The 12801-nt window shown below is 37.1% G+C and carries 12 protein-coding genes; 4 read left to right on the plus strand and 8 right to left on the minus strand.

Annotation, left to right across the window (positions count from 1 at the left end):
• Positions 1-129 precede the first annotated feature (129 nt).
• On the minus strand, positions 130-1335 hold the full coding sequence (locus tag G558_RS12225; RefSeq protein WP_036931502.1) for a DNA recombination protein RmuC: 1206 nt from the start codon (positions 1333-1335) through the stop codon (positions 130-132).
• A 107-nt stretch (positions 1336-1442) separates the two neighbouring features.
• On the opposite strand from G558_RS12225, the gene G558_RS0103205 reads away from it, so the two are divergent.
• Together G558_RS0103205 and udk are read left to right on the plus strand one after the other, a co-directional pair.
• Positions 1443-2294 carry a metallophosphoesterase family protein gene (locus G558_RS0103205; RefSeq protein ID WP_028828882.1) on the plus strand — a complete coding sequence of 284 codons (852 nt, stop codon included), beginning with the start codon at positions 1443-1445 and terminating at the stop codon, positions 2292-2294.
• Positions 2295-2367: 73 nt separating this feature from the next.
• The gene (udk, locus tag G558_RS12230; protein ID WP_051188429.1) at positions 2368-3021 is read left to right on the plus strand and encodes a uridine kinase; all 654 of its coding nucleotides are present in this window, start codon (positions 2368-2370) and stop codon (positions 3019-3021) included.
• 72 nt (positions 3022-3093) lie between these two features.
• On the opposite strand, the gene G558_RS0103215 is transcribed toward udk, so the two are convergent.
• Positions 3094-5238: a Tex family protein gene (locus tag G558_RS0103215; protein ID WP_028828883.1), complete on the minus strand. Its 2145-nt coding sequence runs from the start codon at positions 5236-5238 to the stop codon at positions 3094-3096.
• Positions 5239-5305: 67 nt separating this feature from the next.
• On the minus strand, positions 5306-5866 hold the full coding sequence (locus G558_RS0103220; protein WP_028828884.1) for a helix-turn-helix domain-containing protein: 561 nt from the start codon (positions 5864-5866) through the stop codon (positions 5306-5308).
• A gap of 239 nt (positions 5867-6105) precedes the next feature.
• Here G558_RS0103220 and G558_RS0103225 point away from each other — a divergent pair, with 239 nt between their 5' ends.
• Entirely contained in the window at positions 6106-6741 is a 636-nt protein-coding gene (locus G558_RS0103225; RefSeq protein ID WP_028828885.1) for a flavodoxin family protein, read from the plus strand.
• A gap of 19 nt (positions 6742-6760) precedes the next feature.
• Complete coding sequence (locus G558_RS0103230; RefSeq protein ID WP_028828886.1) at positions 6761-7903, plus strand: NAD(P)-dependent malic enzyme; 1143 nt, start codon at positions 6761-6763, stop codon at positions 7901-7903.
• Positions 7904-7996: 93 nt separating this feature from the next.
• Here G558_RS0103230 and G558_RS0103235 read toward each other — a convergent pair whose 3' ends face one another.
• The 5 genes from G558_RS0103235 to G558_RS0103255 all read right to left on the minus strand — a co-directional run bounded on the left by G558_RS0103235 (position 7997) and on the right by G558_RS0103255 (position 12799).
• Positions 7997-8590, minus strand: a complete 594-nt coding sequence (locus G558_RS0103235; RefSeq protein ID WP_028828887.1) for a lysine exporter LysO family protein — start codon at positions 8588-8590, stop codon at positions 7997-7999.
• Positions 8583-8885: a LysO family transporter gene (locus tag G558_RS0103240; RefSeq protein WP_028828888.1), complete on the minus strand. Its 303-nt coding sequence runs from the start codon at positions 8883-8885 to the stop codon at positions 8583-8585. The genes G558_RS0103235 and G558_RS0103240 overlap by 8 nt, the downstream gene beginning before the upstream one ends.
• Before the next feature lie 1004 nt (positions 8886-9889).
• Positions 9890-10798: a hemolysin family protein gene (locus G558_RS0103245; RefSeq protein ID WP_028828889.1), complete on the minus strand. Its 909-nt coding sequence runs from the start codon at positions 10796-10798 to the stop codon at positions 9890-9892.
• A gap of 118 nt (positions 10799-10916) precedes the next feature.
• The gene (locus tag G558_RS0103250) at positions 10917-12116 is read right to left on the minus strand and encodes a DUF362 domain-containing protein (protein WP_028828890.1); all 1200 of its coding nucleotides are present in this window, start codon (positions 12114-12116) and stop codon (positions 10917-10919) included.
• Positions 12116-12799, minus strand: coding sequence for a YkgJ family cysteine cluster protein (locus G558_RS0103255; RefSeq protein ID WP_028828891.1), 684 nt, complete (start codon positions 12797-12799; stop codon positions 12116-12118). Before G558_RS0103255 ends, G558_RS0103250 begins: the two co-directional genes overlap by 1 nt.
• Positions 12800-12801: the final 2 nt, after the last annotated feature.

Consider the following 12801-nt stretch of genomic DNA (forward strand, 5'->3'; position numbering starts at 1 on the left):
TGTCAACACTTTTTTCATCTTCAAGTCTTGAACTGCCTCATTCGACGATGGGTCTTTTCAATCCGTTTTTGAGGACGTATATTAATATACCATCTAGGATGCATTTCGTCAATATATTTTTTCAAAGAATTATTCAGCCTCTTCTCCTATAAAGGCCTCAGAATTTTCAATTGCTTCCACATCCTTTAGCTTTCTTTTTATCTGCCTGGTCCTTACCCCTATAAGCTTATCTAATTCGGTGTTTGCCTGTTCTATACGGCTCTGAGCTGATTCAAGAACTGATGCAAATTTATTAAATTCAGTCTTAACAGCTCCCAGGACATCCCATACCTCGCCGGAACGCTTTTGAATTGCAAGCGTCTTAAATCCCATCTGGAGACTATTAAGCAGAGCTGCTGTAGTCGTAGGTCCTGCTATGTTTACCTTGTAGAGTCTTTGTAATTCTTCTACCATTCCCAGCCTTACCGCTTCTGCATAGAGCCCTTCAAAGGGCAGGAACATAATGGCAAACTCGGTAGTATTGGGCGGATCTATATATTTGTCATGAATATCCTTGGCAAAAGATTTAAGTCTTTTTATAAGAATGTTCTTGCTGATTTCCACCTCGGATGCTTCTCCAGCTTCATATGCATCTATCAGTTTTGAATAAGCATCTGCTGGAAACTTTGCATCAATTGGAAGATAAACCGGATTTGAATCTCCAGGTAGTTTTATGGCGTATTCTACAAAATTCTGGCTTCCTTTTTTTGTTATTACATTAGACTCATACTGTTCTTTTGTAAGTATTTCTTCCAGTATTGCTCCAAGTTGAATTTCTCCAAGCACACCTCTGGACTTTACATTAGACAAGACTTTCTTAAGATCTCCTACTCCTATTGCCAGAGTCTGCATCTCCCCCAGCCCTTTATATACCTGTTCAAGTCTTTCACTTACCATTTTAAAGGATTCACTTATTCTTGATTCTAATGTCTTTTGAAGTTTTTCATCTACTGTCTCTCTGATTTTTTCAAGCTGAACTGTATTTTCACGCTGAATTGAACTTAGCCTGTTTTCTATAGAAAGTCTTATTGCGTCGAGTTTTTTTTCAGTCTCTATAGTGTTACTGGATATTATTTTGTTCTGACTATCTATGGAAGCTCTTATTTCTTGATTCATCTCTATTCTATTGTTTCTAAATTCTTCAGCAAAAAACTGATGCTGATTTTCACGTTCTTTGTTAAAGAGCTCAGAAAGAGAATCAGCAGAGGATAATCCTCCAATTTTATTGATAAGTACTATAAGAAGTATTGCGTTAAGTACTGTAATTGATGTAAGTATAGTGTAAGTCCAGTTCATATTGTCCTTTCATGCGCAAGCCTTGCCTGAGGTCTTTTTTTTGTTATGCGCTCTCTGATTTATGGTATAATAATTATAACATAAACAAATAGATTATTACAAATGAGGTGATTAAAATAAGAATTGCAGTTTTATCTGACGTACACGGAAATTTACCGGCATTTGAAGCGGTTCTAAAACACATTGACAATAACAACATAGATCTCATATATAATCTTGGCGACCTTATAGGCAAGGGGCCAAGCCCTAAAGAGGTCATCGATCTTTCCATGCAAAGATGTCATGTCTCCATACTTGGAAACTGGGAGGATTTTCTACTTAACTCTGGCATAGATGAAAATCCCATAAGATTCTACAGAAACCAGCTTACTCAAAGTCATATTGATTATTTCAAATCTCTTGGATATGGAATAGAATTCTACATGAGTGGCCGTCTAATACGGATTTTTCATGCTCATCCCTTCAATGTATATAGGAGAGTTTATAAATTTTCTGATCTCAATACACTTCTTGAGATGTTCATGTTTAATCAAAATCTCAGCTGCTACAAATCCCCTGAGCTGTCTGACATATCCATATATGGAGACATCCATCATACCTATCATGTGACTTTTGATGACACTTACTTTCTAAGCAAATTTCAAGAATACAAGGATCTTCTGGGCATCAACTTCACTGACTTCAGCATAAAATATGCTAATGCCATAAGCAATCTTCGAGGAAGACAAATTTACAATCTGGGAAGTGTCGGTCAGCCTTTTGACGGAACAACAGCCTCTTATTTAATGATAGAAGGCCAGCTAGACTCAAAGGAATCTTCCCCTCTTAGCATCTCATTTGTCCGCGTACCTTATGATAACAGACTCGCTGCAGAGCTGGCAAGAAATAGTGATATGCAAGACAAAGATCTTTATATAAGAGAAATTTTAACAGGGATTTACCGAGGATTAATGACATAGTCTTATTATTATGTTATAATTTTTCAAGAATCACAAGCGAAATACATTTGACTATATTCTTGAAAGGAGATTTATGTACAATACCCCCTTTGTCATTGGAGTTGCGGGAGGCTCCGGTTCTGGAAAAACCACCCTTGCAAACAATCTTAAAGACTCCATCTTAAATTCAATAATACTGTCTCATGACTTTTATTACAAGGATAACAAAGACATAAGTTTTGAAGAACGAGTTCAGCTCAACTATGACCATCCCAATGCATTTGAAACAGGGCTCATGGTCGAGCATCTTAAGCTTCTAAAACAAAGTCTTCCTGTTGAAAGACCCGAATACTCCTTTGTCACACACACCAGGCTGGAAGAAACTATAACAGTTATTCCATCTCCCATAATAATAGTGGAAGGACTCCTTATATTTGAGGACAAGGCCCTCGCTGAGCTCATGGATATAAAAATATTTGTTGAAGCCGACGATGATATCCGGTTCATAAGAAGACTCACCAGAGACGTAAAAGACAGAGGGCGTTCCCTCGACTCAGTTATAAACCAGTACCTTAGCACTGTAAAGCCTATGCACGATGAGTTTATACAGCCTACAAAAAAACATGCAGATATCATAGTTCCAAAGGGCGGCAATAACACCGTGGCTCTTCACATGATAATAGACAGAGTAAACGCAATTCTCAATCGTACCAAGAATTTCCAAGCTGAATATATTCAAGAAATTTAATAATAAAAAAAGTAGGCCACCTTCACCAATCAGTTTTTAAGGGGCCTACTTTTTTTATTATATTTTTAATACTTATTTTTTCATCGAAAGCTTTACTTTGTTTCTTTCCCTGTCTATTCCTATGACCCTTACATCCACAATGTCTCCTACCGCAACTACAGACATGGGATCTTTTACATAGCTGTTGCTAAGTTCTGATATATGAACCAGCCCATCATTTTTAAGTCCTATATCTACAAAAGCTCCAAAATCTACTACGTTTCTTACAGTCCCTTGCATGGTCGTCCCAATTGAGAGATCATCTAAATCTAATATATCTGACTTTAGTATTACAGCGTTGAGGGCTTCTCTTATATCTCTGCCCGGTTTTTTCAGCTCCGAGATTATATCTTTGAGCGTAGGAAGGCCCAGGTCGAGTTTTTGCGCCATTTCTCTGTTTGCAGCTTCTTCAAGCTTTGATACCGCATCTTTTGAAGAAGCCAGAAGTTCCTCACTGCTTACCCCAAGTTCTTGCATCAACTGTTTTGCTTTGATATAACTTTCAGGATGGACCGAAGTATTATCAAGTACTTCTTTTGCATCTTTTATCCTCAAAAATCCTGCGCATTGCTCAAAAGCACCATTTCCAAGACGTTTGACCTTGAGAAGTTCTTTTCTGGATTTAAATCTTCCCGCCTCTTCTCTATATTCTATTATATTCTTAGCAATTGAAGCACTTATCCCCGACACATGAGAAAGCAGCGCTACTGATGCAGTATTAAGATCCACTCCTACATTATTTACACTCGACTCCACAACAGCGTTGAGCGCCTCTTTTAGTCTTCCCTGGTTTACATCGTGCTGATACTGGCCTACTCCTATGTGCTCCGGGTCTATCTTAACAAGCTCTGCCAAGGGATCTATCAGCCTTCTTGCAATAGATACAGCCCCTCTTATAGATACATTCAAATCCGGAAATTCTTCAGTACCAAGTTTTGAAGCCGAATAAATAGAAGCCCCAGCCTCGCTTACTATTATATATTTCACATCCCGACTGCTGTCTTTTATTATATCTGCCACTATTTTTTCTGATTCTCTTGACGCTGTACCATTTCCTATAGCTATTACATCGACCTTGTTTTTCTCTATCATGGAAAGGATTGTCTTTCTTGTTTCCTCTATTTGTTCCTGAGGTTTGGCAGGATATACAGTGGCAGTATCAAGGAGTTTCCCAGTTTGATCTACTACCGCTATTTTGCATCCAGTCCTAAACGCCGGGTCCCATCCAAGCACCACTTTTTCATGAAGAGGGCTCTGCATAAGAAGATTAGATAGATTCTTACCAAATACACTGATTGCTCTTTCCCCGGCTTTTTCGCTCATTTCACTTCTGAGTTCTCTTTCAAGCGAAGGCAGCATAAGCCTCTTGAGCGCATCTTCTATAATAGAAGCCATAATTTGCTCGTGATTCTTTGTCTGTATATACTTTCTTCTTACTATTGATTCTATTTTTTCTTGCGAATGAATTATTTTAACCTTGAGGACATCTTCTTTTTCTCCTCTGTCTATAGCGAGAATTCTATGAGCTGGCATATTTTTAGCAAGCTCCGAAAACTCATAGTACATAGAATACGTAAGGGCAGTTTCTTTTTTATCCCCATCTTTTTTAAGAGAAGTTTCTATAAGAGATTCTCTGTTAACAATATCTCTTACAGGTTTTTTTATCTCAAAATCATCCGCTATCATCTGAGCAATTATATCAGATGCTCCATCCAGGGCTTCTTTTTCAGAATTCACTAGTAGATCCTCATTTACAAATTCAGTCGCTCTTGTTTCATGATCTCCATTCCCTCCAATAATTATTAAAGCCAGAGCTTCCAGTCCTTTTTCAACCGCAAGGCTAGCCCTTGTTTTTCTCTTCTTCTTGTAAGGTTCATATATATCCTCAACCTCCACCATGGTCATGGCAGATTCAAGCGCTTTTTCAATTTCTTGAGTCAATTTTCCTTGTTCATCTATAGATTTTACTACAGTTTCTTTTCTGTCGCAAAGGTTTCTCAGATATTTTAGCCTGTCGAAAAAATCTCTTAGCACCTCGTCAGACATCTCTCCCGTCTGCTCTTTCCTGTACCTGGCAATAAAGGGTATGGTCTTTCCTTCATCTATAAGCTCTGTTGCACTTTGTACCTGTTCGATTCTAAGTTTAAATTCATCCCTTAGCATATTATTTATATTCATATTTTCCCTTTCACTTCCTACAACGTAAACAACGCCCTTCCAATGAAAAGCGCTGCTTAGTTGAAATTTAAAAATTCTTAATCTGAGGTGGCGAAACTATGTAATATCCTTCTGCAAAACTCTCTCCAAAATTCGTTATTTTGTGAGGAACATTTCCAAGGATGTATATAGTGTCTCCGGGTTTGAGCTGATAGCTCTCCTGTCCAAGCGTTACTTCAAGTTCACCCTTTACCAGAACCAGAATCTCTTCTGCTTCATGAATAGTATATTCCTCAGATTCTGATGTTTTTGGCCTTAAACTAAACTTTGCCGCCAGCATCTTAGCTCCGCTTTTTTCTCCATTCTCAACAGATGTCATAAGCTCATAGGAAACCGCTGAATTAGGAAAGAACATTTTTACTCTTTCGTCCTTCTTTACAACAGGATTTTCTTTTGCCACATCATCCATCAGAAGGTAAATTGGAATATTGAGCGCGTTTGATATTTTTCTCAAAGACGTTAACGATGGCTCTATCAGACCTCTTTCAAGTTGTGATATGTAACTAGATGACAAATCTGTAATTTCTGCAAGATCTCCCAATTTGAAACCTTTAGCTTTTCTTACACTTCTTATTCTTTCTCCAAGCATACAGTCACCCTTTTCTCAATAGATTTGTATATTTAATTATACCACGAAATCAATAAATATCTAACACTTTTTACATAAATATCTTGTTTTTGCTGTTTTTTTCAGTTTATATCAATATTACAGTTAAAGTATTTCAATATAAGTGTAATTTGTACATCCATAAGAATTTGTATTCTCCATTTGTAATTATGGTATAATAAACTGAGTTAATACAATAATCTAAAACAAGGAGAAAAATCATGAAAGTAATAGCCTTTAATGGAAGTCCCCACAAGATGGGAAATACAGCTTCAGCTCTTGAGTTTGCAAAAGAGCAGTTTGAAAGCGCTGGTATCGAATTTGAGATTTTTCATGTCGGAAACAAGCCAGTTGCAGGATGTATGGGTTGTGGAATGTGCTTTAAAAATAAAAATGAAGAATGTATAATCAAGGGTGACAGCGTAAATGAAGCTATCCAAAAAGTAAAAGAAGCAGATGGTCTTATACTCGCGTCTCCAGTCCACTATTCAGGTATAGCCGGAAATATGAAATCATTTCTGGACAGGCTTTATTATACATGTGGCGCCAACGGAAATATAATGAGATATAAAGTAGGGTCTGCTCTTGTTGCAGTAAGGCGTTCAGGAGGAATCCCCGCTTTTGACCAGTTAAACCATTACCTGCTTATTTCAGAAATGATAATTCCAGCATCAAACTACTGGAACGTTGTCCATGGTACCACCCCAGGCGAAATAAGCCAGGACGCAGAAGGAATGCAGGCAACTCAGGTAATGTGTGAAAACATGATATGGATGCTCAACTCACTTGAATATTCCAAAGAAGCAGTTCCTCCACCAAAAGGACGTAAAAAAATCATGACTAACTTTATAAGATAATAAGAGCCAGGAGAAATATATGAACTTTAATATAGAAGCTTTAAAAATGCATGAAGACAACAGAGGAAAAATTGCCATAAAAAGTAAGATAGAGCTTAAAACAAAAGACGATCTTAGCACTGCCTACACTCCCGGAGTAGCAGAACCATGCAGAAAAATACATGAAAATCCAGATGATGTCTACAAATATACTTCCAAAGGAAATCTCGTTGCCGTAGTAAGCGACGGTTCAGCAGTACTTGGGCTTGGAAACATAGGACCCAAAGCCGCAATACCAGTGATGGAAGGAAAATGCATACTCTTTAAGGAATTTGGAGACGTCGACGCATTCCCCATATGCCTCGATACTCAAGATACCGAAGAAATAATAAAAGCAGTAAAGCAACTTGCCCCAGTATTTGGCGGTATAAACCTCGAAGATATATCTGCACCAAGATGTTTTGAGATAGAAAAAAGACTTATCGAAGAACTTGACATCCCAGTATTTCATGATGACCAGCATGGAACAGCAGTTGTTGTACTCGCAGCGCTTATAAATTCTCTTAAACTGCGAAAAAGCGACATAACAGACATAGAATGCGTAATAAATGGAGCAGGTGCAGCCGGAATAGCTATATGTAAACTTCTGCAGAGCGCAGGAATAAAAAATGTAATCCTTTGCGATACAAAAGGCGCCATAAGCAAAAACAGAACAGATCTTAACTCAGCAAAAGCAGCGATGGCCGAAATTACCAACGTAAATGGTGAGAGCGGAACACTTGCAGACGTAATAAAAGGAAAAGATCTCTTCATAGGGGTATCGGCAGCCGACATGCTTTCAAAAGACATGGTTAAAAGTATGAACAACCCAATCATATTCGCCATGGCCAATCCTACTCCAGAAATACTTCCTCAGGACGCCCTCGATGCAGGCGCATTCATAGTGGGGACAGGCAGATCAGACTTTGATAATCAGATAAACAATGTCCTTGTCTTCCCAGGACTTTTTAGAGCAGTACTTGACCTTCGTCTGAAAGCATTTACAGAAGAAATTAAAATAGCCGCAGCAAAAGCTATTGCATCAGTTGTAAAAGATGAAGAATTATCAAAGACGTATATTCTTCCAAGCTCTCTTGACAGATCAGTTGTCCCTGCAATAGTAGAGGCCATAAAAGCACTTTAGATAATTTAATCAGAAAAAAAGAACCCCTGTTAATATCCGCCTTTGGAGGGAAACATATTAACAGGGGTTCTTTTTGTATATAAAACTAAAATCCTATAACTGTATAAAGAAAGACACCAGTACCGGCACCAGCATGGTAAGTACCACTCCGTTTACAAAACATATGATTGCAGTTTTTGAATCTGTAGCTTTTGATATTACAGGAAGTAGAGTATCCATTCCCGCCGCTCCAGTAGTAGAGACGGCTTCAAGAAATCCTATTTTTTGTGCAATAATTGGAATGAGGAGTATTGCAAAAACTTCTCTTGTTACGTTTGACAAAAATGCCACTGCACTTATTTCTGCAGAATAGGGTGCAATTATTATAGGTGCCAGTGTATACCAGGCAAAACCCGATCCTATAGCGGCACTCTCATTGGGAGCATAGCCGGCAAAAATTCCAACTATCATAGCTCCAAAAATACTTCCCGCTGCTACCACAAATGGAAGCGCTAATATGCCCATACCCAGTTCTCTTATCTGAACAAAGACTTCTTTGTTTTTTCCAAGGTCTATACCTACAAAAAACAGTAATGCGCAAAGTCCTATATCCATAATCGTACCTATGTATTGCAAAAATGTATCTGGAATGACAAAGTATCCCAAAAGAGCTCCTATTATAACTGCTGCCAGAATTTTCTTAGTCATTTGCGCCTCGCTTTCCTCTGCTGACAACAAACCTCGAATAGATATTAACAAAAATAATACTGAATAAAATGGTGGATAAGCCAAACATTACCCCTTTTAACCCTATGGTCCCAAGTGATTCTACTATTTTTTTATCAGATCCCAGATTTATTCCCATCATCAGCAGTAAAAGCATCAGGCACATCATCTGAAGATGATCAAGCGATGAATACACCTTTTTTCCAAAGACCCCAGCCCTTCCAAGTAGCAGACCTGCTGCAAGCAAAGACAGATATAAAAGTAATTTTGATGTCATAACACCCTCCTTGTATAATGTAGTTATTAAGTTCATTATATCACATCTGCATATTATATATAACCTTATTTTTGACGCGATTAAAGGACTGCCGATGTACTCCATCAACAGCCCTTAAATCATATTTTCATTCATATTCAATTGTTCTTTCCTATCTTTTCTTACGGCCATAATTTTGATAAATTAGAAACGTTTAGTCAAATTTAAAACTGTACACTTCTTCTTATATCAACCTGCTATAACAGCACCAAAATTGTTACTTCAAATTCTTTCGTATCAGATACAAACTTTGTTTCTTTGTTGCCTTTGAATCTTTGAATCTCTGAATCTCTGAATCTCTGAATCTTTGAATCTCTGAATCAGGTTCTTTTAGGCTGATTCTTTAAATCTTTGTTCTTTTAAATCTTTGTTCTTTTAAATCTTTGTTCAATTTAATTTTTCCCTGGTTCTCACAAACTCATTTGAGAAACTACCGATTAATTTTACATCCCGGTACTCCTTTTCAACTCAGGTTAAATATTAAATCTTTTTTCGTTTAACCATACTTCTCAGTTACGTTTACTTTTCAAGCTTACGTTCTGAATTGAAAATTTTCTTTGATTTCAAATTTAGTACAATAAATCAAATACACTCTTCTTTACGCACTGAGTATTATAAAAATACTCTTCGGCTTTTATATTATTTTATAGCTTTAATGATAAATCATACCTCTTTTGAAACCTCTTTTTTGTTTTTGGAATACTGATTTCGATTTCGCAACACCTGTCCTTCCGTAAAACATTTTTTATTACAATGGCCATTTTGTTTATACTCCCTTGATCCGAGGGAATAACAAGTGAATAAATGTTTTTATTATTTATTCTTTCTTGTATTAATAATATACCCGGCAAATATATATTTAAACTTTCTAATTGTTGCAGTTTTCTTACATTAGTTAATATAAAACGCCCACAAGGCCAAAGTTGTTTATACAACTGAGCTTGAGGGCATTTTAACTATTTTTATTAATTTCTTATTTTTAAAAGTAAGTTTATTATTCTTTTTTCGTTGACCTTTATAGCTTTTAGTTCTACGTTGCCTATAATAGCACTACTCTTATCTTTATCTTCCAGGGGAATTTTTCCAAGTTCTCCAAGCAGCAGAGCTCCTATAGTTTCTGTTATCCCAGTAGGAATGCCCAGATGAAGAACCTCATTGACATCAGAGATGCTGGTAAGTCCGTCTATACGATAAGTAGTATCGCTTATTCTTTGTATTTCAGGAATAGCCTCAGGTTCATCATCTTCGTCGTCGATGTCTCCCACTATTTCCTCTATTATATCTTCTATGGTCAGTATTCCGGTAAATCCTCCGTACTCGTCTATAATCAGTCCCATATGATTTCTGTCTTTTTGCATTTCAATGAGAAGTTTGTCTATAGGCTTGTATTCATGTATAAAATACGGCTCTCTCATCAGTCCTCTCAGATTAACAAGTTCAAGATTTCCTTTTCTCACCTGGGCAAACACATCTTTTACATGAAGCACCCCAATTATATTATCTATATCTTTGTCATACACCGGCACACGTGAATATCTTTCCTCAATTATTTCATCGAGTATATCTGTTATGTCGTCATTAATGTCTACTGCAAAAACCGACGTCCTTGGAATCATAACATCTCTCGCTTTAAGATCGTAAAGTTTGAGCACCTTCGTTATCATATTCCTTTCAAAATCATTCACGTACAGCTTCATTCTTTCATCATCTTCAAAGCTGTTTATAAACTCTTCCTTTGCACTCTCTTCCTGCCTGTCTCTATCTTCAGGAACAGTGATTTTTGTAGTTTTCTTTTTGGTGCTCCAGTTTGAAGCAACAATACCTACAGGCCTATTAAAAAAATTCTTAATAAATCGCCCGACGCCATCTTCCATTTTTTTCCTCCAATTATATTTACAATTTACATATTATCAGGACCCAAAAACGACCCTTACATATTATATTCTATACCTCTTTTGAGATATTGTCCATATGATTTAATTTAAATCTATATCATTTACCTGATTTTTCTCTAAAAAGCATCTTTGCTATAAAAGGTACCTTTATTTCAACTGCATCTTCTGGACAAACTTCGTGACAACAAAAGCAACTTATGCACTTACTGAGGTCTACCACAGCCTTAGCATCTTGAATATGAATTATTTCAGCTGGGCAGTTTCTAACACAGTGACCACACCCTATACACTTATCTTTTATAAAATAAGGCTTGGACTTACTTTTTTCAACAAGGTATTTTTCAATACTTTTAGGCACTCTTCCTGAAAGGAAGTTCACACTTGCAATCTTGGGTTTCTTGAATGGCTTCAGCTCCAGTATGGAGACATATTCTGTAAATTCATCCATATCTATGGCAACATATTCTTCGTCCTCTTCATCGAGTATTATGGTAATGTTTTTGTCATCTACCAATCCTCTTTTTTGAGCATTTACCAGAGTTGGCACTTCGGTTTTTTTCATTCCTATCATTGTGCTTGCCACAGAATCCAGTTCATAAGGGTTAGAACCTCCAAGAAGAAATCCAAACTCCACTTTTTCTCCGCTGTTGGGACCATCCCCTTCCATTGCATGAATACCGTCAATTATAGAAAAATCCGGTTTCACAAATTCGCATATGTCTATAAGATGATTTGCAAAATTGTCAGGCTCTTGAAGCTTCATGTGATATGCCGCCTTGGTAAGGCCTGGTATTACCCCGTAGAGATTTTTTACAGCTCCTGTGTAGGTCATCATAACATGAGTCTTGAGCTTTGCGACATTTATTATCATGTCCGCATTAACGACACTTGTTATAATATCTATCTTGTCCAGAGTTTTGGCATTTGCAAGCTTTACATTCTTATAACTCGTATCATAATTGAGCTGTGCACCAGAGTTTTTGGCTGCCATAGCCATACCCGTTGCCCCATATATGGCTTTTAGGGCATTCTCATTAAAAGGCCCTGCTGGTGAGTCAGTTATTATGGCCTTAGCTCCGCATGATGCTATGTATTCGCATACAGCTCTTATAACTTCCGGATTTGTAGTAACGCACTGGTCTGGAGTTTTTTTAGAAAGAAGATTTGCCTTAACGACAACGTTCATACCTGACTTAATTTTGGCACATACCTGGGCCTGATTCAAAATCCCGTAAATACCTTCTTTTACATTATCATAATCGTAATCATCGCATTTTTTTATAACTATTTCCGACATTATATGACTCCAATTCTAAGTTTTGCTATATTTTTGAGCCTCTTTCTCATCCTTGAAGAAAGCTTTTTGCTCATTTTTATCTCAAATATTTTTTCCTTTGAAAGCAGCTTGTCTACAAGATGTTCAACAATGCCTTTATCTTCATAAGCGAGCTTTATCCCCCTGCTCACAAACATCTTTGAATCCAGAACTATAAGCGCATCATAAAGCTCATTTCTCTCGCTCTTGCTCAGGATTTTGCCCTTGAATGAATTGCAGTACTCTATTGAAAAATCCAGATAATTCCCTTTAACTTTATACCCATATTCTTCAGATAAAATCTGTGCAATCTCTCTATTTTGAATATCCAGTCTGTTTAGATTGTCGTTGTAGTCTTTTTTATTCCAGTGACCATATATTCGGCAGTTAAGCGGTCTTGAATAATATATCTCGCATCTGTTTTCTCTATTAAGGAAGGGACATTTTTTTCTTAACTGATACACATCAAAATAATACTCAAGTAAGGCATCTACTAGAGCCTCTCTTTTTTTTTCAGGCATGTTTTTAAGGTCTTTATAGATTACTTGTGCCTCTGCAAAGCTGGCCCCTACAGATTCGTGACAGCATCTTGCGCATCCTGAGCATTGTCCTTCAGGAACTTTTTTATATATTTTTGAAAGCTCTTGTGTGAGCATTATCTCCATTT

Source organism: Proteocatella sphenisci DSM 23131, assembly GCF_000423525.1.
Lineage (GTDB): Bacteria > Bacillota > Clostridia > Peptostreptococcales > Filifactoraceae > Proteocatella > Proteocatella sphenisci.

Excerpts from the sequence above, each read along its gene's own strand:
- G558_RS12225 (WP_036931502.1), bottom strand. The coding sequence starts at position 1,335 with ATGAACTGGACTTACACTATACTTACATCAATTACAGTACTTAACGCA.
- udk (WP_051188429.1), top strand. The coding sequence starts at position 2,368 with ATGTACAATACCCCCTTTGTCATTGGAGTTGCGGGAGGCTCCGGTTCT.
- G558_RS0103215 (WP_028828883.1), bottom strand. The coding sequence starts at position 5,238 with ATGAATATAAATAATATGCTAAGGGATGAATTTAAACTTAGAATCGAA.
- G558_RS0103220 (WP_028828884.1), bottom strand. The coding sequence starts at position 5,866 with ATGCTTGGAGAAAGAATAAGAAGTGTAAGAAAAGCTAAAGGTTTCAAA.
- G558_RS0103225 (WP_028828885.1), top strand. The coding sequence starts at position 6,106 with ATGAAAGTAATAGCCTTTAATGGAAGTCCCCACAAGATGGGAAATACA.
- G558_RS0103230 (WP_028828886.1), top strand. The coding sequence starts at position 6,761 with ATGAACTTTAATATAGAAGCTTTAAAAATGCATGAAGACAACAGAGGA.
- G558_RS0103235 (WP_028828887.1), bottom strand. The coding sequence starts at position 8,590 with ATGACTAAGAAAATTCTGGCAGCAGTTATAATAGGAGCTCTTTTGGGA.
- G558_RS0103240 (WP_028828888.1), bottom strand. The coding sequence starts at position 8,885 with ATGACATCAAAATTACTTTTATATCTGTCTTTGCTTGCAGCAGGTCTG.
- G558_RS0103245 (WP_028828889.1), bottom strand. The coding sequence starts at position 10,798 with ATGGAAGATGGCGTCGGGCGATTTATTAAGAATTTTTTTAATAGGCCT.
- G558_RS0103250 (WP_028828890.1), bottom strand. The coding sequence starts at position 12,116 with ATGTCGGAAATAGTTATAAAAAAATGCGATGATTACGATTATGATAAT.
- G558_RS0103255 (WP_028828891.1), bottom strand. The coding sequence starts at position 12,799 with ATGGAGATAATGCTCACACAAGAGCTTTCAAAAATATATAAAAAAGTT.